The following is a 19676-nucleotide window of genomic DNA, read 5'->3' as shown; positions in this document are numbered from 1 at the left end:
AATGACCTGTGTAGAACCGCAACGGATGCGAATGACTCGCAGTTTCAGTCACTACACGGATGGGGCTCGGGTTTACCTCACCACAATTTTGAAAATATTTTTGGACGACGTGTTGTATGTGCCGACGCCCTCGGGAGCAAGCCCCTCCCACAAGGGCACCACATTTCAAATTGTGGGAAGGGGGCTTGCTCCCGAAGAGGCCAGTGACCTCAACGCACAATGATCAGTTGCCCGAGCACCTGATGCTGCTCAAACCCCAACACCCCTTGCAGCGAACTCAGCACAGCCTGCGCATCCCTGCTCGGAAAACTGCCACTGACCTTGCGCGCCGCCAGCTCATCGTTGAGCAACACAATTCGTCCGGGGTAATAGCGACGCAGATCCGCCACCACATCGCCCAGCGTCGACTTGTAATAAGTCAGCCAGCCCTGACGCCAGGCAAGCTGCGCCTCGCTGTCGACGGCGTGGAGTTTTTGCGCAGCACCTTCACCGTAGGCCACTTGCTGGCCGGCCGTAAGAATCTGCTGCTCGCCATCGCGATCTGCCGTCACCCCGACCCGCCCGGACAACACCGTGACCTGCGCGCCATGGGGTTGCAGACGCACTTCAAATTGCGTGCCGAGCACCCGCGCCTCGCCCTTGCGGGCCTCGACCACAAACGGCTCGCCAGTGTGCGTGACGCTGAAAAAACCGGCACCGCGACGCAATTGCACATGACGCTCGCCATGGCTGAAGTCCACCGCGATGGCGCTGTCGGCATCGAGGGTCACTTGCGATTGATCGGCCAGGGTCACGGTGCGAATCTCACCGGGCGCCGAGACATAGTCAGCGCCCAGATCATCGAACCAGCGCTGCGGCTGCCACCCCGTACCGAGGCTGACCATCAACAGCAGGCACGCGGCCATCGCCAAAGCCCCGCCCCCACGCAAAAGCAGCGAACGGCGCGGGCGATCCATCGCATTGAGGTAGCCCTGTAGCGCCAACGCCTGCTCATCGGCCAATGTTCGCGCGGGGCCTTCGCTCAATTCCCAGACCACTTGCGCCTGCGCATAGGCCTCGGCGTGGGCGGGATCAGCGCGCAGCCATTGGCTGAACGTGAGTTGATCGCCAGCGCTAGGCCGATCATGCAACAGGCTCAGCCAGGCAAACGCTGCCTGTTCCTGCGCAAGGGTCGGGATGATGGGCTCTGAAGGATTCACGGTGCTTTCCCTGGCAGGCGTGGCGCGGGTTCGCGCAGGCTGGCCTTGCAGGCCTCGAGGGCGCGCATCATATGTTTTTCGACGGCACTTTGGGACAGGCCCATGGCTTTGGCGATTTGCGCGTACTTGCGCCCGTGAATGCGATTGAGCAAAAAGATTTGCCGGGTGCGCTCGGGCAAAGCGCGCAACGCCGCTTCGACATGACGCAGATCATTGCCCGCTTCTAGCGCGGCTTGCGGTTCGCTGCCCCGGCTGTCCGGCTCTTCAGGTTGCCAGCCCTCGTTGACGCGCACCCGCGTGCCTTCACTGCGCAGATGGTCAATGGCAATGTTGCCGGCGCAGCGCAACAGGTAGGTGCTGAGTTCTTCCACCTGCACCAGCGGACGCCGCCAGAAACGCAGAAACAGATCCTGAACCAGGTCGGCTGCCGTCGCCCGGCAACCGACACGGCGAGTGACCAGCGCTTCCATTTGCGAGCGCTGGGACAGGAACACTTGAAGAAAATGTGCACGCGCCCCACGCGGCTCGTCGTCGCGCGATTCCGGGGGCAGACCGATCAGCACGTCAGCCCTGCGCCCATGCGGCAACCGGACTGGCCAACAGGCTCATCCCGGCCAGCGTCATTGCCAGTCGCGGTCGATACGGCAGCAACAGGACCAGCGTCAACGCACTGATCATCAACACCGCGACCCAGTCGACCAGACCGAAACTCCAGCCGTTGGCCGTCACCGCCGCCCAGAGCGATACACACAACAGCAACCCTCCCGCCAGCAGCAGGCCACGACGGCGTCGGGCAGAGGGTTTGTGGCCGAGCAGTTCATCGTGATGTCGAGGCATCGACAGGCAAAGCGCCGTGAACCCGGCGTAACACAGCAACAGCGCCAGCAGCATCAGTTCGCCCCTTGTTCAAGCGTGATCGGTCGAAGCGTTTCGCGGCGCGTTTTTTTAACGCTCACGGTGTTGCCGGCGCGCTGCATTTTCCATGCGGCCCAAGCCAGGAATAACCCAGCGGCGAGACACGTCAGATCAAACCCGGCCATTGCCCAATCGCCCTGCCTCAGCGTTACGCCGAGATTCCACGGCGTGGTCAGCGCATTGATCAGCGGCACCACCATAAACAGTGCAGCACCGAGCACGAGCTGATCGATCCATGCCTTGCGCCCGACACGCAATAGCGCATGCGCCACGCTCAACCCCCAAGCGATGAAAAACGCATTCACTTCCCAATCTGCCCGCCCGGTCAGAGCCACTGGCAACAGCCGATTGGCCAGAAAGTACACCGCAACCGCCGTCAGCAACCCGGCCATGCTGGCAACGTTCAGCACTTCAACCAGCCGCAACTCGAACGGCATTACACCGCTTTTGGCGTGTTTGAGCTGGCGCTTGCCGAGCCAGATCACCAGCCCAGTGCCGATCATCGCCGTGCCGGCCAAACCACAAATGAAATACAGCCAGCGCAGCACCGGCCCGGCAAAATGGCCCATGTGCAAACCATAGAAAGTGCCGCTCACCGCCATCGCCACGGGTTGCGCCGGTGTGCGCCCGAGCATTTTTCCGGTAACGCCATTGAAGGTCACTGCGCTGCCGAAATCGTGCACCACTCGATCACCGGCGCGCGACAGCACCACCGAGGCATGTTCATCACCGGGATGATTCACCGTTAGCCGCGTGGTGTGGCCACCGGACCATTGCGCACTGGCCTTGGCCAACAAGGGTGCCAGCGGTGCCAGTGCAGCAGGGACATTGGCCCGTTCCGGCGCCTTCGAGGCGGGAAACACCTCATCGTAAAACGACCGCACGTCGCCGCCGTAAGAAGCCAGAATGCTCGCCGGCATGACCATCGACATGAAAATCACCAGGCTGCTGTAGGTGATCATCAAGTGAAACGGCAACACCAGCACGCCCACGGCGTTATGCCCGTCGAGCCAGGAACGCTGGCCCTTGCGCGGGCGAAAGGTGAAGAAGTCTTTGAAGATTTTCTTGTGGGTGATGATCCCGGTGACCAACGCGACCAACATCACCATCGCGGCGATCGTCGCCAGCCAGCGGCCCCACGGGTATGGCATGTGTAGCTGGAAGTGGAAACGGTAGAAGAACTCGCCGCCCATGCTTTGGCGGCCCAGCACTTCGGTGCCGGTTTGCGCGTCGAGGGTTTTGGATTCGAAGCGGCCGCGCTCGCCAGGCTTCGCAGGTGCCTGCTGCCAGCGCACGGTCAAGCCGGGATCGCGAGCATCGGGCAAGTCGATCAGCCAACGTGAGGCACCCGCAGCGTGTTGTTGCAGATAATCCTGGGCCAGGCTCAGGCTTGCCTCGGCATTGATTGGCCGCGCGGGGATTTCCGGCTGCATCCAGTGACTGATTTCATCCTTGAAATAAGCCAGGGTTCCCGTCAGAAAAATCGCGAACAACAGCCAGCCGAACAGCAGTCCGGCCCACGTGTGCAGCCAGGCCATGGCCTGACGAAAACCCTCTTTCATGCAAAACCCAACCCACGTGCCGCGCCGCAAATGGTCGCCAGAATCACGCTCGGCACCAGCAAGCCAACCCATGCCGACCACGCCGTGCGACAGGCAAAGCACCAGAGCACAGCGACCAGATAGACCAGAAACGAGAGGGTCATGCCGGTGACCACGGCTTCAGCACGGCTCAGTGGCAGCCACATCGTCAAGGTCACGCTGGCCAGCGCCGCAACCAGATAGCCGCCGAACACCGCGGCCAACACCCGTGAGGTAACGGCCAGACGATAGGACATGGGGAGAGTGGCAAGTTTGCCTTTCATGTTTCGACCCTGAAACGGAAAACGCTCGGCCGACAAGCCGAACCAACAGGCGAGCAATACTAATGATAAATATTCTCATACGCAAAAGCATCTGATTGCCGGCGCAGGGTTTTACCCGTTCAATTGGCAAGCCGGGCCGTGGCTTGCCTTGGCAAAATGCGCTGAAAACAAAACGGGCCTGCTTTCGCAGGCCCGTTTTCTGGGGATGGCTTAAAAAATCAGCGTATCAACTGTTGATCGCTGCCTGTTCATTCTCAAGAAATTCTTCCTCCAGCAGTGCGTCATTCGCCTTGCTAAATGGCACCACAGCAGCGCGTGGTTTGCCCCGCAGTTTGCCGAAAAGGTGATCCAGCGCATGCTCCAGTTTTTCGGCTGCACCATCGATCGCTTGTTCCAGCGTATCGGCTTTATGGGTGACGGAAATCGGTTGATGGCCTTTTGGCCGCGCCTCCAGTTGGCAGCGCATGTCATGGGGACCAGGTTTGTCACCGTTCTCGTCGCTCAGATGGACTTCGACACGGGTCAGGTCTTCTTCATAACGGTCGAGCGTGCTCTCAATGGTTGTACGTACCCACTCCTCCAGTCGTTTACTGCTTTGAATATGGTTATCGCTGTTGACTTGGATTTGCATAGTTCATCCCTTATTTCAGCTAGCTCGCAAGAGGCCTTGATCAGGATTTCGTGACCCCTTGATTACAACAATCGGCCCCACTGACGAACATTTCAACCCCTGAAAAAAGATAAATATTCATTCGCAAAAAAAGCCGGACAACCGAGTAAGTCACTGGTAATGTCGGGAGTTGGGTCGACTTGTCATCCTGCAAGATTTACTCACAATTGCCCTCGTTCAACGGGTGCAAACTGCGAAAAATCCCTGCCTCCTCCACCAGCCAATCGTGCACTGCACGCACGCCAGGATGGCTCAACGCCCCCGGCGCATACAGCAACATGTAACGTTTGTGATTGGGCACCGACAGCCCGAACGGCACCATCAACGTGCCCCGCTCCAGCTCATCGTTGAGCAGCGTGCGCCGGGCAATCGCCACCCCCATACCGGCGATGGCCGCTTCGATGGTCAGGTGGTTGCGATTGAAGGTATGCCCTCGTCGCACGTCCGCGCCCTCGAAGCCGATCGCGTTCAAATAAAACTCCCATTCCGCATATTCATAACTGCCGCGCCAGGCGGTGATGTCGTGCAGCAACGGAAAATGCCCCAGATCCGCCGGCCCATGCAGCGGCGGACGCCCGCGCAGCAGGCTCGGCGCGCACACCGGGAAAATCTGCTCATCGAGCAAGGCTGTGGATAACAATCCCGGGTAACTGCCGTCGTTCAGATCGATCGCCAGATCGAAATCGCCCTCGTGCAGCGGCACACTGCTGTCTTCAGCCACCAGCCGCAACTGGATGTCCGGGTATCGTTGCTGCAAGCGTGGCAGGCGCGGCGTCAGCCATTTGCTGAGGAACGACGGAATCGAACGCAGCCGCAAAACCCCACTGATCATCCCCGCATCCAGGCGCCGCAATTCGGCGTCGATGCTGCCGTAGGCCTCGTTGACCGTCATCGCCAACCGCTGCCCTTCGGCGCTCAGTTCCACCCCTCGCGCACGACGATGAAACAAACGCAAACCAAGACGCTCCTCCAGTTGACGAATCTGCTGGCTGACCGCCCCCGGCGTGATGTGCAGTTCTTCTGCACAGCGAGTGAAGGACAGGTGCCGCGCGGCACAGGAAAACACCTGCAGCCAGACGTAAGTCTGGGCATGCAATTGACGACTCATCGTTTAGTCCTGCTAAAGGCTGTCTTAGGAAATTTCGTTGGTCACACAAGACCGAGGTAGGCAGTATCGCCGACCTTGCGCTTGGCCTACAAAAAATGGCAGCGATTCCTACACCATTGCTTGTAAGGCTTTAGCATGGCTATCAGTGTTTTCGATCTATTCAAAGTCGGCATCGGCCCGTCCAGTTCCCACACCGTCGGCCCGATGCGCGCTGCTGCAACCTTCACTCAGGCACTGATCGACGAGCATTGGCTCAACGATGTGCAACGCGTGGAAATCCGCTTGTACGGTTCGTTGTCCGCCACAGGCGTCGGCCACGCCACCGACCGCGCCACGGTCATGGGCCTGATGGGCGAGTGGCCGGACAGCATCGATCCGTCGACCATCGACCCACGCATCCAGCAACTGCGCGAGACCGGCCAACTGTCCCTCGCCGGCCAGCGGTCAATTGCCTTCAACTGGCAACGCGATCTCCTGCTGCTCGACGAGAGCCTGCCCTACCATCCCAACGCCATGTCCCTGACAGCCTTTGGCGAAAGCGCTGCACTGTTTACGCAAACGTACTACTCGGTCGGTGGCGGTTTCATCATCGAAGCGGCAGAAGCCGAATCCGGCGTGGCGCCGGCCAGCGACGTGGTATTGCCGTACGACTTTTCCAGCGCCGCCGAACTGTTGTCGCTGTGCAAGCAGCACAACCTGCGGGTTTTCGAGCTGATGATGGCCAATGAACGGGCCTGGCGCAGCGACACCGAAATTCGTCAGGGCCTGCTGCACATCTGGTCGGTGATGCGCGAATGCGTCGAGCAAGGCCTGCGCCACGAAGGCCTGTTGCCCGGCGGTCTCAATGTGCCGCGCCGCGCGGCAAAACTGCACCGTAGTCTGCTGGAAATCGGCAAACCGAATGTCATCAGCTCGACGCTGTCGGCGATGGAGTGGGTCAACCTGTTCGCCCTCGCCGTCAACGAAGAAAACGCCGCGGGCGGGCGCATGGTTACCGCACCGACCAACGGCGCCGCCGGGATCATTCCTGCGGTTCTGCACTACTACATGAAATTCAACCCGGACGCGTCCGACGATGACGTCGTCGTTTTCTTCCTGAGCGCCGCCGCTGTCGGCATTTTGTGTAAGAAAAACGCCTCGATTTCCGGCGCCGAAGTCGGCTGTCAGGGCGAGGTCGGTTCCGCCTGCGCGATGGCCGCTGCCGGCCTGGCCGACGTGCTCGGCGCCACCCCGGAGCAACTGGAGAACGCCGCCGAGATCGGCCTCGAACACAACCTGGGCCTGACCTGCGATCCGGTCGGCGGGCTGGTGCAAGTGCCCTGTATCGAGCGCAACGCCATCGCCGCAGTGAAGGCGATCAACGCCACGCAAATGGCCCTGCGCGGTGACGGTAACCACTTCATTTCCCTCGACCGGGTGATCCGCACCATGCGCGATACCGGCGCCGACATGCACGACAAATACAAAGAGACTTCACGGGGTGGCCTGGCGGTGAACTGGGTGGAATGCTGATCAGCCTGACTGCACTGTCAGCGATCATCGACGCGTTCCTGCCCTGAAACAGGACGTCAATGAACAAGGCGAGCCCATGGCTCGCCTTGTTTTTGTCCGTGTTCATTGTTCGACAATTATTCCGGCATAGCCCTTGCTACAGCACTTGCATAAAGCGATATGGCGAAATGGCCACGGAATGGCCGGTGGTCTGGATGGGCGAACCAACCCGATCGCGGCCGGTCAACAACTGCACGTTCAATCAGGCGGTGACGCATCATGGACAATCCTTTTCAGATCATTACCGATGCCTTCGCGCCGGACTATCAGATCAACCTGAGCATTCAGGGCCTGGATGGCAGCATCATGCTGACCCTGTCCAACAGCGGCCGCATCGTGGCCAAACGCATGATCAGCACCGAACAACGCAACGACCCCAAACGCCTCAAGCGTCTGGTGCAAAGCATCCAGTTCGGCATCGCCATCGAACAAGGCCACAGTGCCATGGCGATCCTTGAAGCGATGACCAGCGGCGACGGCCTGACCCCGCCACCGCAGCGAATCAGCGGTGAGCCTCGGCAGGCTGCCGGGCTTTAAAGCTCGCCCTTCTCGATCTCAGGGTGTTCACCGGAACCTGCTCCGAGCTTGCGTTGCGGCTTGTCGATTTTCACCGAAGGAAATTGCGACGAGGCGTAACGCACCACCAGAATCGAAAACGCCAGCAGCAAAATCCCGCCGCACAGGTAGATGATGCCCATGTCCGGTGGGTTGTGGTGCGAGACGTTGGAGATCAGCAGACGGGTCAGCGCGGTGATCGCCACGTAGATCAGGAAGCGCACTGGCATGTGGTTGGTCTTGACGGCGGGATTTCCCTAATTTCTGAGAAAATATTTCTAGCTTTTTGATGGTGCTTCTAATCCCGAAGCGCCCTTCTGCTTCCATGCATTTCGCCGTTGAGCCATTACGTACGACGTAAAATAAGTCCCGAGTCGTTGCTCATCGACAGTGCTACCGGTTGAAGCCATTCAGTAATCAAGGGTTGCGATGATTGACAATCTGGCATCTCAATCTATCATGGCAATAGGCCATTTTAAGTGTATCTCGGAGCTTAATCTATTTAAGGTAATCGAGAACCAACTAGAGAGAAACGGATGTCGTTCATAAAAAAAGATCACAACTATGGTTATCTGAATTTTTTTGAAATAACAGACAGCGGCTTATATACAATTCAAAAAAAATCTGATGACGAGATAAAATCTAATAGCTACGGATTAGACACCTCAACTGTATTAAAAAACATTAAAAAGTGGGTTGAGTCCCGGCGCTTTAAAGAAACGTCTCCTTGGGCGGAATATGGTGAGTCGGGCGACACATCTGTAATGTGTTACTGCAGGGAGATAGAAGAGTTTGAGAACGGAGACTTTTTACTTACGCTATGGAAGCATGATCCTAGCGATTCGAAAAGCTATCGCGGACTTCGTTTAAATGAAAATGGCGAACCAATCGGCTATATCAACAATAATTCAATGGATACGGGAGATGACGTCGTTTGGGGTCATCCATGTTATTACTGGATAATCCCTGACTCCAACTTGGTAGTATCGATAAAATTTGAGGACTCCAAGTGCGACTCCGACCTGATGCAAAAATGGATAAACTATTGCGTTAGATATCGCTTAAAAGTCGAGGGGTACAATAAAAGAATACCCGGAGAATCAGCAACTACTATTTACTTCAGCACAAAGGAATCGCCTGAAAACCACAATCTACTCTATAGATTCTCTAAGAAGATAAAAGAATTTAAAACTAGCGAAGCACACCTAAAAAGAATTTGCGAATCAACTAAACATATTCTTTTACGAAATGAAGTCATCGTGAGCGCTGATGCCGCCGACGAGAAAAAATCGACAGACCATAAGTCAATGGTCACATTGAACAATGCTAACAAAGAAATCTTTGATGTGATTCAAAAGCTACTAGGCAAATTTTTTGGACCGGACATTAGCGATGAAACCCCAGAAGAAGGAAAACGGCGAGTAGAGGTAAAACTTGAAGCGACGCCCACTTATGAGCAAATGCAGGACTTCATGAAGTACTCTGCCGATCTCCCGGAAGACGGTTGGGCAGATGTGATTTTCATTGACGAGAATGAAACTAAAACCTCAATAAAAAAACATCGTCTTATTGAGAGAATCATGCTAGCCAAGAGCGGTGAAACTTATTCAGCAAACTTATTATTCAGCACCCTCAAAGGTAATCGTGAAAACTATCTTAGTACCATTTCAAAAATCAAAGGAGATTCTTTACCAGAAGAAACTACGGAAACTTCAAAACTGGAAATAGCCTAATGCTCATTGTATTACTTTGCCTGCTTCCAGCCATGGCATCGTTTGCACTCGGGTGGAAATTAAATCCTGACGCAATTCCCTCTTCGCTCGGATTACTTGTTGGCGTTTCTGGAGCAATTTTCACAATAATGAGCATTTGGGTGGCGTTTTTATATCCAAACATACTTAGAACATTAAAAGGCGAGAATTTAGTAAACGCTGACTTCAGTTCAAGCAATGGTGACACTACGCGACTAAAGATAATAATCGGAGTAATTATTCAATCAGCTGTATCCATGGCGTTCTCAATAATAGCGATGGTTTTTGTCAGCTTCTATACTGGAACGAGCAAAGACTCTCAGGGAGTCGCGATAATTATAATGCAGTTTCTTCTCGTATTTTTCAGTGGACTCCAAGTATCCGCAATAATTAGCGTAATACATATAAACTCAAGTTTCGTAAAACTTCTAGAAGGCAAAAACAAATCCCGAGCTAGAGACTGGGACACTTAATACTAAGGCAGACACATGCTTACATACTTAATAGAAAATAAAGAATGGATCTTCAGCGGAATCGGCGTATTTGCTATCAGTTTCTTTATTGTGCGCAAGAGAAAGGATAGGACAATGTATCAAAAAAGCGGAGACGGATCTAAAAACTTACAAGCGGGAAGAGATATAAAAATAGATAAAAATGATATGGATTGAGTTTTCCAGCTCCCCCGCTGCCATAGAGACTTTTAAAGTCATGTTGCCAATGCATTATAGTTAACTGATATAGGCAATGCCTGATGAAAGCGTTGATGAAATTAGCCCATAAAATTTTTATATTTTGCTCAAGAGCGTTCCTATTAAACAGATTACCTCAGGCACGCGACATCAACAAAGTAAGCAGTGGACAAACCCAAACATCCGGGGAGCGCAGCTTTAACGTCCAAGCTGGGCGCGACGTAAATCTAACTGTAGACATGTCGTCTATTAGCGAAGATATTAGGGACCTACTCAGCAAGGCTGCAGTTCCAAATGACGCAGAGAGCCAACATATATTGAGATTAATCGAAGATGGGAGAGTTAAAGAGGCGGAGGCTTTAGTCGATTCAGTTTTTAATGATACCAGCAATGACTACGCCAATAAAGCTCGAAATGCAGGAAATCTGTATGCCAAGATTAACAGGGATAAAGCTATTTACTGCTACACACAATCCACCTCAATACAAAATAACGATTACGACACTTTAAATATACTTGCACTTTTATTGCTTGAGAAGGGAAGCCAAGACGAAGCACTAGCAATCTTCGATGAAATACTAGCCAACTCAAACAAAAACGAAGTGAATGAAAAAGTTCATGGGAACTTAGGAGTACTCTACAAAAACAATGGAAAAACCTCCGAAGCCTTATCCCACTTATTTAAAGCTGTAGAGCTAGCGACAGCAAGCCAAAATACCCTAGGCTCTTGCAAGCACTTAAATAATATAGGCTCCTGCTATAACAACATAGAAAATACACAAAACGCTGAGAAATACTTAAGTGAAGCCCTCAACCTATCAAAAATAGCAGTAGAAAACTCAACTAGTACTTTAGAAAAACAAGCGATAAAATCAGTAAAATCAAACATCCTTACCAATCTTTCAATTACAGCACAAAGGCAATATAAAGACACAAATGACACGAACTATTTAGCGCTAGCCGAAACACATCTACTTGCAGCAATAGAAATTGATGAAACTTTAAACAACAGCATTGGCCTCGGAAGACACTATGGAAATCTTGCCAATGTTTTAAGACTAAAAGGAGATTTAGCAAACAGCAGAAAATACATAGAGAAATCAATTATAGCCTTCCAAAACAACCACTCACTAAAAGATGAATTAACATCACGAATGAATTTAGGGAGAGCTTTTGCAGTAGAAGGAAACCTTCAAGAGGCAATTAAAAACTTCAAGGAAAGTAAAGAGCAAAACTCGGCAGAACTTTATCCTAAACTGTATGCCTTGACACTCATGAATATGGCATACACACACTTAAAACTTAACAGCGTTCAGGAAGCAAAAGACTGTGCAACAGAAGCACTCGAAGTCATGAAAAAGCTGAATTTAACAAGCTACATAACCATGCTTGAATATGATTTCAAAATACGATAACCAGATGAAGCAAAATATACAGACCTAAAACTCATCCTGATCAGAAAAATAAATATCGGAAGCGACGGCACTAGACGTCCACTTCCGAAAGTCACGGATTTAGTTATTCTGATCTTTCCTTAACGGCAGGATACTTCGAAGATGAATACCTAACCACCAAAATCGAGATTGCCAGCAACAACACGCCACCACATACATAAAGAATTCCGGTGTCAGGTGCATTGTGATGAGAAACATCGCTTATCAACAATCTAATTAATGCCGTTACGCCGATGTATAGCAAAAATCTCAGAGGCATATGATTAGTTTTAAAATATATGCCCGCCATCGCCAAAAGTTCTAAATAAATAAACAAAAGCAAAATGTCATCAACTGTAATTTTAGGCTGTTGAAGCATTCCTATGAATGTCGAAACGCCTGCCCAAACGGTTATTAGTCCAATTGCGAAAAGGGCGAGGTAGTGAAAAGTTTCTACGAATAAATTGCCGATTGAATCAGCGCCACTATGAAGCTTTTTGCGCAGGTCTTCAGCCCATTTTATTTCTGTCATTTCTCAAATACCTTGTGCAATAAATAGTCAATCAGATAAGCCAGCGCTCGCAGTCAAAAGCGGGTCAAGCACGCCATGCATCAGCATCTACAGGGCTTGCAAGCACCCCAGCAGTACAGAAATAATTGTTAGAAACGTACCCCTTGGTCTTGAAGTAAATCCCGACCATCGCGCCCAGTTCCAGATAGATGAACAGCAACAGAATGTCATCAATCTTGATATGCCCCTCTTCGAGCATCCCGAGAAACTCCATCACCGCCGCCCACGCCGTCACCGCCCCGATGGCGAACAGCGCCAGGTAGTGGAAAGTTTCGACGAACAGGTTGCCCAGGGACTCGGCCAGTTGATGCACGTTTTGCCGCAGTTTCTCGGCCCAGTTGATTTTCACGATGATGTTCCTTAGCCCGATTCGAGCGGATGATGCGTGTTGGACATGACGTTTTTCTGCATGCTTTGGGTTTCATGCAGAAAAGAGGCCACGCCATCATGGCGAGGTGCCACGAAGCGCGCGCCGTGGCGTTTCGTCGCAGTGCCTGCGCAAGGCTGACAAACCCTGAATCCGGTCTACATTGAAAAGCCACTACCCATAACGCAGGGATTCGCTTATCCTTTTCGCTGTATATGGATACAGTAGTCGTGAAGACAACTTAACGTGAAGGCATGTGAGGTGGTGAATGGCCGTCGAAGTGGTATACCGCAGCAGCCGAGATCTGGAGCGCTTGTTCATGGATAAAGCCGAAGCTGACCGTCATGACAAAATGCTCGAACTGGCCGAATATCTGGCCGATGTGTTGCAAAAAGCCGTTCCGTCCATGACTGAGCAGCAAGTGGAAGAAGCCGGGATCTACATGGCGAAGAACCGCGATGTGTTCGCCCGGGCGTTCAAGAACCAGCCTGATGCACTCTCGGAGCTGATCAATGCACCGGCTGAGCCGGTCGAGAAAGCCGAGGCCGAGGAATCTGCCGAAGCGCCCTTGAAACCGGCAAAAGCGGTGAAAGCTGCGAAGTAATCAATGCCCGAATTGAATAGGCCCTGAGTCGAATGGCTCAGGGCCTTTTTCATGCCGATGAAACTCAGCGATACAACACTTTCTCCGCCAACTCATCGGCCACCCTCGCCGGTGAGCGTTTTTCCGCCTGGGCATGGGCAAACACTTCAGTCAGCCGCGAGCTGATTTTCGACAGATGCGCAGTGATCGTCGGCAACTCTTCGCCGCGATGCTTCAGTGAAACGTAGATCAGGCCGCCGGCATTGATCACGTAATCGGGGGCATACAGAATCCCGCGCCGCTCCAGTTGATCCGCCACGTCCAGATGCGTCAGCTGATTATTCGCCGATCCCGCCACTGCCGAGCAACGCAGTTGCGTGACCGTGTGACTGTTGAGCACACCGCCCAGCCCACACGGCGCCAGAATGTCGCAAGGCGTGCAGAGCAGCGCATCGTTGGCGACTGGATGGGCGTTGAGTTGCTCCATCGCCAGTTGCACCTTGCCGTGGTCGATGTCGCTGACCAGCAGTTCGGCGCCCGCCGCGTGAAGTAGCTCGGCCAGTGCGTAACCGACATTGCCCAAACCCTGAATCGCCACGCGCAGGCCTTCGAGGTTATCGCTGCCCAACCGCGCCATGGCGGTGGCCCGAATTCCGGCGAACACGCCCATGGCCGCGTGTGGCGCGGGGTCGCCGGCCGAGGTGGTGCTGGTGACATGCTGCGTCTGCTGGGCGATGCAATCCATGTCCGCCACGCAAGTGCCACTGTCGATGGCGGTGATGTAGCGACCGTCGAGTTGATCAATGCAGCGGCCGAAGGCTTCAAATAACGTCCCGCGATTTTCCACATGCACCGGGCGCACGATCACCGCCACGCCTCCGCCCTGCGGCAGCCCGGCCAGCGCAGCTTTGTAGCTCATGCCCTGAGCGAGACGAATGGCGTCCTCAACGGCTGATTCGTCATTGGGATAGGCAAGATAACGACATCCGCCAAGGGCTGGCCCGAGGCGACTGTTATGGATGGCAATGACCGCCTTCAACCCGGAGACCGGATCAACGCTCAGGTGCAGCGATTCCAGGCGAGTGCTTTGCATGAGCGCAAACATCGTTGGGCTCCCGAATCACTTCTTGTAGAACGCCAGTATAGGCTTGCGCCCGAAAATTGCTGCAGCGCACCGGAATAAGCACCCGCGCTGACACTGGATTTGCGGCATAACCCCAGATTGGCGCAGCCAGGCACTGGACGAATGGCATGGACGGGGCTAAAACGGGGCATTACCCGGAGATCCTGATGAGTGCGCGCCAACGTTTTTTCGAGTGTCTGCAACGTTCACCGCCTGCCCTGTTCGAGGCCGCGCTGTGGATCGCGGCCGAACACGATAAAACGGTCAATCCCGAGACGCTTATGCAGGACTTCAAGGAGTTGCAGCAGCGGGTCAGCTATGGCTTGCCGATGCTGCCGGTCAGCGAACTGGCACAGCCGCTATTACGGCGGATGACAGAGCTAGGCTTCGCTCAGGACGACTTCCTCCCGCTGCGCCCACAAGCCGCGTTGTTGCACAAAGTGCTGCAAACCCGACGCGGCCAGCCTTTGGTGTTGGCGTTGATTGCCCTGGAACTGGCGCGCGCGCTGGAAATTCCACTGGCCGGGGTCAACTTTCCCGGGCACTTCCTGCTCCGGGTACCCGGGGCCGACCACTTGCTTGACCCCTGCGGGGGGCGACGCCTGTACCCCAACGACTGTCGAGAACTGTTGCAGCGCCAATACGGCCCGAACATGAAGCTCAACGCCGACCATCTGCTGACTGCAACGCCGGTGCAGATGCTTCAACGCTTGTCACGCAACCTGCGCCAGTTGTACCTGTCTCACGATGACTTTATCGCGGCCCTGATCGACGCCGAACGCGTGCTTGAACTGGGCGACGCCAACGCCGCCGATTACCTGGCCCGCGCCAGTCTCTATCAGCGGCTCGACTGCCCGAATGCCGAACGCTTCGATCTGGAGCATGCGCTACTGCTCAGTGATGACCCGATTCAGCGCTTGCGCCTGACCGAACGGCTCGGGCATCTCCCGCCCAATTCCATAGTCCACTGATCCCTTGTGCGAGCGGGCTTGCTCGCGAATGCGCTGTATCAGTCAAAATCTCTGTGTCTGACACGGTGCTTTCGCGAGCAAGCCCGCTCCCACAGGAATTTACGGTGTATCTGGCTGGTTGGCGGGATGCGCCTTGATGAACGCCGGATGTTCAGCGGCCAATGCCGCCACGCGGCGAATCCGCGGATAAGCCTGCAGCGAAACATTGAACCGCTGCGCGGCATACAACTGCGGGATCAGGTAGACGTCCGCCAAGCATGGCCACTCACCGAAACAGAAACCGCTGTCACCGATCAACTGTTCCACCGTCGCCAGCCCCTGCCCGATCCAGTGACTGATCCACTCCACCACCTGCGGCTCATCGTGCCCCAACTGACGCAGACGATTGAGCACGCTGACGTTGTGCAGCGGGTGCACATCGCACCCGATCACCGCCGCCACGCCGCGTACATGCGCACGGGTAGCAAGGTCTTCGGGCAGCAGAGGCATCTGTGGATAACGCTCTTCCAGATACTCGATGATCGCCGGCGACTGAATCAGCAGTTCGCCTTCGTCAGTACGCAACGCCGGCACCCGCCCCTGCGGATTGATCGCCAGATACGCCGCTTGCCGATGTTCGCCACCGGACGGTGCAATCAGGTTGACCGGCAGTGCCTGATAATCAAGCCCCTTGAGCGCGAGCGCGATCCGCACCCGATACGACGAGGTCGAACGGTAATAGGTATAGAGATCCATGAGCCGCTCCTGTCAGCGCGCCGCCAGCACTTTGCCGCGGCATTCGCCAAAACCGATGGAAGCAAAACCGTCACGGGCACAACGCGCACGCAGGATGATTTCGTCGCCATCCTCAAGAAATTTGCGCACTTCGCCGGACGCCAGTTCTATCGGCTTTTTGCCGCCCTCGGTGATTTCCAGCAGGCTGCCGAACTGACCGTTTTCAGGACCGGACAAAGTGCCAGAGCCGAACAGATCACCGGCCTGCAACTGGCAACCGTTGACGCTGTGGTGCGCAACCATTTGCGCGACGGTCCAGTACATGTAGCGGGTGTTGCTCAGTGTCAGGCGATGGGCCGGCAGGTTTTGCTCGCGCATGGCTTCGGTAAGCAGCAACACTTGCAGCTCGATGTCGAAGGCGCCAGCGTCCTGATCGCGTTTGTCGAGCAGGTAAGGCAGCGGCTGCGGATCACCTTGCGGGCGCGCAGGTTGCGCGGTGCGGAACGGCGCCAGCGCTTCGGCGGTCACCACCCACGGCGAGACGCTGGTGATGAAGCTCTTGGACAGGAACGGGCCCAGCGGCTGATATTCCCACGCCTGAATGTCGCGAGCCGACCAGTCGTTGAGCAGGCAGAAACCGGCGATGTGCTCAGCCGCATCACCGATGGCAATCGAGTCGCCCATCTCATTGCCCTGACCGACCCAGATACCCAGTTCCAGTTCATAGTCCAGGCGAGCGCACGGGCCAAAAGTCGGTTCGGTCTGACCGGCGGGCAGCGTCTGGCCTTTGGGGCGGCGCACGTCGGTGCCGGAGGCGCGCACCGTCGAGGCGCGACCGTGGTAGCCGATCGGTACGTGCTTGTAGTTGGGCAGCAGAGGGTTGTCGGGGCGGAACAGTTTGCCGACGTTCTGCGCGTGTTCGATGCCGACGTAGAAGTCGGTGTAGTCGCTGATGCGCGCCGGCAGATGCATCTGGCAGTCCACGGCCAAAGGCAGCAGTGTTGCCCCTTGGGCTTCGATGTTGCCGCGCTCGGTGCTGCCCTCTGCAAACAATTCAAGCAGACGCTGGCGCAGCGCAGTGCGAGCCGGGCGACCGAGTTCGAAGAACGCATTGAGCAAACCGCCCTTCATGGCTTCGACGGCACTGCGCGCTGCGCCGTCGAACAGACCGGCTTCAAGCGCCACTTGCAGATCGAAGACGTGATCGCCAATCGCTACGCCAGCGCGCGGCGCCGAACCGTCGACACTGAACACGCCGAGCGGCAGGTTCTGCAGAGGAAAATCAGCGTGGTCGTTGGCCGACGCCACCCAACTGCGGGTGATGGAATTCTGAGTCATGGGTTATCTCCGGGTCGGGTCGAACGTGGCGGGCAGTGTGGCCCAGCAGGCGTCGTAATGGGGTTGCAGTTGTGGGCAGTCGAGGGCGAAGCGGCTTGGGCGAAGCACCTGACTGGTCTCGAACATGAAGGCCATGGTGTTGTCGATCTTCGCCGGTTTGAGGTCGGCGTTGATGGCCTTGGTGCAGGTCTCACCGTCCGGGCCGTGGGCGCTCATGCAGCTGTGCAGCGAGGCGCCGCCAGGCACAAAGCCTTCAGCCTTGGCGTCGTATTCGCCCTGGATCAGGCCCATGAATTCATTCATCAGGTTGCGGTGAAACCACGGCGGACGGAAGGTGTTCTCGGCCACCATCCAGCGCGGCGGGAAGATCACGAAGTCGAGGTTGGCCAGACCGTGCACGCTGGTCGGCGAGGTCAGTACGGTGAAGATCGACGGATCCGGGTGATCGAAACTGACCGTGCCGATGGTGTTGAAGCGGCGCAGATCATATTTGTACGGCACGTTGTTGCCATGCCAGGCGACCACATTCAACGGCGAATGATTGAGCTCGGTGGCCCACAACTGCCCAAGAAATTTCTGCACCAGGGTGGTCGGTTGTTGAAGGTTTTCGTAAGCGGCGACCGGGGTCAGGAAATCCCGCGGGTTGGCCAGGCCATTGCTACCGATAGGCCCCAGATCCGGCAGGCGCAGCGGCGCGCCGTGGTTCTCGGCGATGTAGCCGCGTGCTTGCGGGTCAAGCAGTTCGACGCGAAATTTCAAACCGCGTGGCAGCACGGCGATTTCCAGCGGTGCCACTTCCAGCACACCCAGTTCGGTGGCGATGCGCAGACGACCGAGTTGCGGCACCAGCAGCAGTTCGCCGTCGGCGTTGAAGAACACACGCTCCATCGAGCGGTTGGCGGTGTAGTGGTAGATGCTGATGCCAGCGGGTTTATCGGCGCCGGCGTTGGCGGCCATGTTCACCAGACCGTCGATGAAATCGGTCGGCTCGCTGGGGATATCCAGCGGGTTCCAGCGCAGACGATTGGGGGTCACCTCGCCCAACGGCCCGCCAGCCAGTTGCCGTTCAAGTTTGACGAACGCCGGGTGATTGGCCGATGGCTGAATTCGGTACATCCAGGTACGCCGGGCTTCACTGCGGGTCATGGTGAACGCGGTACCGGAAAACAATTCGGTGTAGAGACCGTACGGGGCTTTTTGCGGGGAGTTCTGGCCGACGGGCAGCGCATCGGGCAACGCTTGAGTGCTGAATTCGTTGCCGAAACCGGACTGATAAGTCAGCGTCGACACGGTTGAATCGAGGTTCATGGAGCCTCCTGAACAGGGAGTCGGCATGGCCCATCGCTCTGGCTCAGAGGTTTCGGCACGCCGGGGTTGTTTTTATCGTAATTCGATTACGCATAACGTAATTTGCTCGCTATCCAGCGTCAAGCTATAAAGACGCCCATTCGTTCCGGAACCCGGCAGCATCATGGAAAAAACCAGCGACAGTCACGGCAAACAGAAAGTCCGCTCCGCCGAAGTCGGCACCGACATCCTCAAGGCCCTGGCCGAGTTGTCGCCCGCCACTTCCTTGTCGCGCCTGGCCGAGCACGTACAAATGCCCGCAAGCAAGGTGCACCGCTACCTGCAAGCGTTGATCGCCTCGGGATTTGCCGAACAGAACCCCGCCACCAACCATTACGGCCTCGGCCGCGAAGCGCTGCGCGTGGGTCTGGCCGCACTCAACAGTATGGACGTGCTGAAAGTTGCGGCCCTGCCATTGGCCCAATTGCGCGACGAACTCAACGAAACCTGTTTCCTCGCGGTGTGGGGTAATCAGGGGGCCACTGTGGTGCACATCGAGCCGGCGGTGCGTGCGGTGACGGTGGTGACGCAATTGGGTTCAGTGCTGCCGCTGCTCAGCTCTTCGACGGGGTTGGTGTTCAGCGCCTACTTGCCCCATCGGGAAGTTGACGAATTGCGCGAGCAGGAAATCGCCGTCGCCGATCATCCATTAAAAGACGAGCACGCCTACACGACGTTGTGTGAGCAGATCCGCGAACGTGGTTTGCATCATGTGCATGGCTTGCTGATGCCGGGGGTGGATGCCTTGTCGGCCCCGGTATTCAACGCTGTCGGACAGATCGCCGCCGTGATCACCATCGTCGGCCCGACCTCACTGTTTCACGCCGACGAAAACGGCCCGGCGGCGCAGCGCTTGCTGGCTGCGACGCGGGCCGTGAGTTGGCGAATGGGGTTCGACGCAGCGGCGCCGCCGGTTCGCTAACAGGG

The 19676-nt window shown here is 55.8% G+C and carries 21 protein-coding genes and 2 pseudogenes; 9 read left to right on the top strand and 14 right to left on the bottom strand.

Translation table 11 applies throughout. The annotated features are described in order from the left end of the window. Positions 1 to 209 precede the first annotated feature (209 nt). The 7 genes from AACY18_RS19695 to AACY18_RS19665 form a co-directional block, all read right to left on the bottom strand. Positions 210 to 1199 carry a FecR family protein gene (locus AACY18_RS19695; protein WP_339465840.1) on the bottom strand — a complete coding sequence of 330 codons (990 nt, stop codon included), beginning with the start codon at positions 1197 to 1199 and terminating at the stop codon, positions 210 to 212. Next, the gene (locus tag AACY18_RS19690) at positions 1196 to 1762 is read right to left on the bottom strand and encodes an RNA polymerase sigma factor (RefSeq protein WP_221729975.1); all 567 of its coding nucleotides are present in this window, start codon (positions 1760 to 1762) and stop codon (positions 1196 to 1198) included. The genes AACY18_RS19695 and AACY18_RS19690 overlap by 4 nt, the downstream gene beginning before the upstream one ends. A gap of 1 nt (position 1763) precedes the next feature. Beyond that, on the bottom strand, positions 1764 to 2090 hold the full coding sequence (locus AACY18_RS19685) for a DUF3325 domain-containing protein (RefSeq protein ID WP_339465838.1): 327 nt from the start codon (positions 2088 to 2090) through the stop codon (positions 1764 to 1766). Beyond that, positions 2090 to 3676 (bottom strand): PepSY-associated TM helix domain-containing protein, encoded by a 1587-nt coding sequence (locus tag AACY18_RS19680; RefSeq protein ID WP_339465837.1) that lies wholly within the window; start codon positions 3674 to 3676, stop codon positions 2090 to 2092. The genes AACY18_RS19685 and AACY18_RS19680 overlap by 1 nt, the downstream gene beginning before the upstream one ends. After that, positions 3673 to 3978, bottom strand: a complete 306-nt coding sequence (locus tag AACY18_RS19675; RefSeq protein ID WP_339432046.1) for a DUF3649 domain-containing protein — start codon at positions 3976 to 3978, stop codon at positions 3673 to 3675. Before AACY18_RS19675 ends, AACY18_RS19680 begins: the two co-directional genes overlap by 4 nt. Positions 3979 to 4204: 226 nt before the next feature. Then, positions 4205 to 4609, bottom strand: a complete 405-nt coding sequence (locus AACY18_RS19670; protein WP_221729979.1) for an HPF/RaiA family ribosome-associated protein — start codon at positions 4607 to 4609, stop codon at positions 4205 to 4207. Between the two features lie 196 nt (positions 4610 to 4805). Beyond that, entirely contained in the window at positions 4806 to 5756 is a 951-nt protein-coding gene (locus AACY18_RS19665; RefSeq protein WP_339432045.1) for a LysR substrate-binding domain-containing protein, read from the bottom strand. A gap of 135 nt (positions 5757 to 5891) precedes the next feature. Between AACY18_RS19665 and AACY18_RS19660 the strand changes: the two genes are divergently transcribed. Then, positions 5892 to 7268, top strand: coding sequence for an L-serine ammonia-lyase (locus AACY18_RS19660; RefSeq protein WP_339432044.1), 1377 nt, complete (start codon positions 5892 to 5894; stop codon positions 7266 to 7268). Positions 7269 to 7526: 258 nt separating this feature from the next. Beyond that, positions 7527 to 7844 carry a DUF3509 domain-containing protein gene (locus AACY18_RS19655; RefSeq protein ID WP_221729982.1) on the top strand — a complete coding sequence of 106 codons (318 nt, stop codon included), beginning with the start codon at positions 7527 to 7529 and terminating at the stop codon, positions 7842 to 7844. Here the strand turns inward: AACY18_RS19655 and AACY18_RS19650 are convergent. Then, positions 7841 to 8104: pseudogene (locus AACY18_RS19650) on the bottom strand (phosphate-starvation-inducible PsiE family protein); the annotation flags it as partial. The gene AACY18_RS19655 and the pseudogene AACY18_RS19650 sit on opposite strands and share 4 nt — an antisense overlap. Before the next feature lie 294 nt (positions 8105 to 8398). Here AACY18_RS19650 and AACY18_RS19645 point away from each other — a divergent pair. The 4 genes from AACY18_RS19645 to AACY18_RS19630 all read left to right on the top strand — a co-directional run bounded on the left by AACY18_RS19645 (position 8399) and on the right by AACY18_RS19630 (position 11717). Next, positions 8399 to 9595, top strand: a complete 1197-nt coding sequence (locus AACY18_RS19645) for a hypothetical protein (RefSeq protein WP_339465836.1) — start codon at positions 8399 to 8401, stop codon at positions 9593 to 9595. Continuing rightward, on the top strand, positions 9595 to 10086 hold the full coding sequence (locus AACY18_RS19640) for a hypothetical protein (RefSeq protein WP_339465835.1): 492 nt from the start codon (positions 9595 to 9597) through the stop codon (positions 10084 to 10086). The genes AACY18_RS19645 and AACY18_RS19640 overlap by 1 nt, the downstream gene beginning before the upstream one ends. Before the next feature lie 15 nt (positions 10087 to 10101). Beyond that, positions 10102 to 10281, top strand: coding sequence for a hypothetical protein (locus AACY18_RS19635; protein WP_339465834.1), 180 nt, complete (start codon positions 10102 to 10104; stop codon positions 10279 to 10281). 83 nt (positions 10282 to 10364) lie between these two features. Further along, positions 10365 to 11717, top strand: coding sequence for a tetratricopeptide repeat protein (locus tag AACY18_RS19630; protein WP_339465832.1), 1353 nt, complete (start codon positions 10365 to 10367; stop codon positions 11715 to 11717). A gap of 103 nt (positions 11718 to 11820) precedes the next feature. Here the strand turns inward: AACY18_RS19630 and AACY18_RS19625 are convergent, their stop codons facing one another. Further along, a complete protein-coding gene (locus AACY18_RS19625; protein WP_339465831.1) occupies positions 11821 to 12267 on the bottom strand; it encodes a phosphate-starvation-inducible protein PsiE in 447 nt (148 codons plus the stop codon). Positions 12268 to 12331: 64 nt separating this feature from the next. Further along, positions 12332 to 12655: a phosphate-starvation-inducible protein PsiE gene (locus AACY18_RS19620; RefSeq protein WP_339465829.1), complete on the bottom strand. Its 324-nt coding sequence runs from the start codon at positions 12653 to 12655 to the stop codon at positions 12332 to 12334. Between the two features lie 286 nt (positions 12656 to 12941). On the opposite strand from AACY18_RS19620, the pseudogene AACY18_RS19615 reads away from it, so the two are divergent. Further along, a pseudogene (locus AACY18_RS19615) lies at positions 12942 to 13196 on the top strand (YebG family protein); the annotation flags it as partial. A gap of 145 nt (positions 13197 to 13341) precedes the next feature. Here AACY18_RS19615 and AACY18_RS19610 read toward each other — a convergent pair. Beyond that, the gene (locus AACY18_RS19610) at positions 13342 to 14361 is read right to left on the bottom strand and encodes a Glu/Leu/Phe/Val dehydrogenase family protein (protein ID WP_339465828.1); all 1020 of its coding nucleotides are present in this window, start codon (positions 14359 to 14361) and stop codon (positions 13342 to 13344) included. Positions 14362 to 14546: 185 nt separating this feature from the next. Here AACY18_RS19610 and AACY18_RS19605 point away from each other — a divergent pair, with 185 nt between their 5' ends. Continuing rightward, on the top strand, positions 14547 to 15350 hold the full coding sequence (locus AACY18_RS19605; protein WP_339465827.1) for a SirB1 family protein: 804 nt from the start codon (positions 14547 to 14549) through the stop codon (positions 15348 to 15350). A 99-nt stretch (positions 15351 to 15449) separates the two neighbouring features. Here AACY18_RS19605 and maiA read toward each other — a convergent pair whose 3' ends face one another. Genes maiA through hmgA form a run of 3 tightly spaced genes read right to left on the bottom strand, consistent with a single transcriptional unit; the run spans position 15450 to position 18710 of the window. After that, positions 15450 to 16085 (bottom strand): maleylacetoacetate isomerase, encoded by a 636-nt coding sequence (gene maiA / locus AACY18_RS19600; RefSeq protein ID WP_339432040.1) that lies wholly within the window; start codon positions 16083 to 16085, stop codon positions 15450 to 15452. Positions 16086 to 16097: 12 nt separating this feature from the next. Next, the gene (fahA, locus tag AACY18_RS19595; RefSeq protein ID WP_339432039.1) at positions 16098 to 17402 is read right to left on the bottom strand and encodes a fumarylacetoacetase; all 1305 of its coding nucleotides are present in this window, start codon (positions 17400 to 17402) and stop codon (positions 16098 to 16100) included. A gap of 3 nt (positions 17403 to 17405) precedes the next feature. Next, entirely contained in the window at positions 17406 to 18710 is a 1305-nt protein-coding gene (gene hmgA / locus AACY18_RS19590) for a homogentisate 1,2-dioxygenase (protein ID WP_339432038.1), read from the bottom strand. 163 nt (positions 18711 to 18873) lie between these two features. Between hmgA and AACY18_RS19585 the strand changes: the two genes are divergently transcribed. After that, positions 18874 to 19671 (top strand): IclR family transcriptional regulator, encoded by a 798-nt coding sequence (locus AACY18_RS19585; protein WP_339432037.1) that lies wholly within the window; start codon positions 18874 to 18876, stop codon positions 19669 to 19671. The last annotated feature ends 5 nt before the right edge of the window (positions 19672 to 19676 follow it).

This window comes from Pseudomonas sp. EA_65y_Pfl2_P74, from assembly GCF_963970575.1.
In the GTDB taxonomy this organism is placed as follows: Bacteria; Pseudomonadota; Gammaproteobacteria; order Pseudomonadales; family Pseudomonadaceae; genus Aquipseudomonas; species Aquipseudomonas baetica_A.
The sequence above is the reverse complement of the archived record's forward strand: the minus strand, read 5'-3'. Positions and strand labels throughout refer to the sequence as shown.

Coding starts and splice junctions, on each gene's coding strand:
- AACY18_RS19685 (WP_339465838.1), bottom strand. CDS start 2,090: ATGCTGCTGGCGCTGTTGCTGTGTTACGCCGGGTTCACGGCGCTTTGC.
- AACY18_RS19660 (WP_339432044.1), top strand. CDS start 5,892: ATGGCTATCAGTGTTTTCGATCTATTCAAAGTCGGCATCGGCCCGTCC.
- AACY18_RS19670 (WP_221729979.1), bottom strand. CDS start 4,609: ATGCAAATCCAAGTCAACAGCGATAACCATATTCAAAGCAGTAAACGA.
- fahA (WP_339432039.1), bottom strand. CDS start 17,402: ATGACTCAGAATTCCATCACCCGCAGTTGGGTGGCGTCGGCCAACGAC.
- AACY18_RS19625 (WP_339465831.1), bottom strand. CDS start 12,267: ATGACAGAAATAAAATGGGCTGAAGACCTGCGCAAAAAGCTTCATAGT.
- AACY18_RS19665 (WP_339432045.1), bottom strand. CDS start 5,756: ATGAGTCGTCAATTGCATGCCCAGACTTACGTCTGGCTGCAGGTGTTT.
- AACY18_RS19680 (WP_339465837.1), bottom strand. CDS start 3,676: ATGAAAGAGGGTTTTCGTCAGGCCATGGCCTGGCTGCACACGTGGGCC.
- AACY18_RS19645 (WP_339465836.1), top strand. CDS start 8,399: ATGTCGTTCATAAAAAAAGATCACAACTATGGTTATCTGAATTTTTTT.
- AACY18_RS19655 (WP_221729982.1), top strand. CDS start 7,527: ATGGACAATCCTTTTCAGATCATTACCGATGCCTTCGCGCCGGACTAT.
- AACY18_RS19675 (WP_339432046.1), bottom strand. CDS start 3,978: ATGAAAGGCAAACTTGCCACTCTCCCCATGTCCTATCGTCTGGCCGTT.
- AACY18_RS19640 (WP_339465835.1), top strand. CDS start 9,595: ATGCTCATTGTATTACTTTGCCTGCTTCCAGCCATGGCATCGTTTGCA.
- AACY18_RS19605 (WP_339465827.1), top strand. CDS start 14,547: ATGAGTGCGCGCCAACGTTTTTTCGAGTGTCTGCAACGTTCACCGCCT.
- hmgA (WP_339432038.1), bottom strand. CDS start 18,710: ATGAACCTCGATTCAACCGTGTCGACGCTGACTTATCAGTCCGGTTTC.
- maiA (WP_339432040.1), bottom strand. CDS start 16,085: ATGGATCTCTATACCTATTACCGTTCGACCTCGTCGTATCGGGTGCGG.
- AACY18_RS19635 (WP_339465834.1), top strand. CDS start 10,102: ATGCTTACATACTTAATAGAAAATAAAGAATGGATCTTCAGCGGAATC.
- AACY18_RS19630 (WP_339465832.1), top strand. CDS start 10,365: ATGAAAGCGTTGATGAAATTAGCCCATAAAATTTTTATATTTTGCTCA.
- AACY18_RS19610 (WP_339465828.1), bottom strand. CDS start 14,361: ATGTTTGCGCTCATGCAAAGCACTCGCCTGGAATCGCTGCACCTGAGC.
- AACY18_RS19585 (WP_339432037.1), top strand. CDS start 18,874: ATGGAAAAAACCAGCGACAGTCACGGCAAACAGAAAGTCCGCTCCGCC.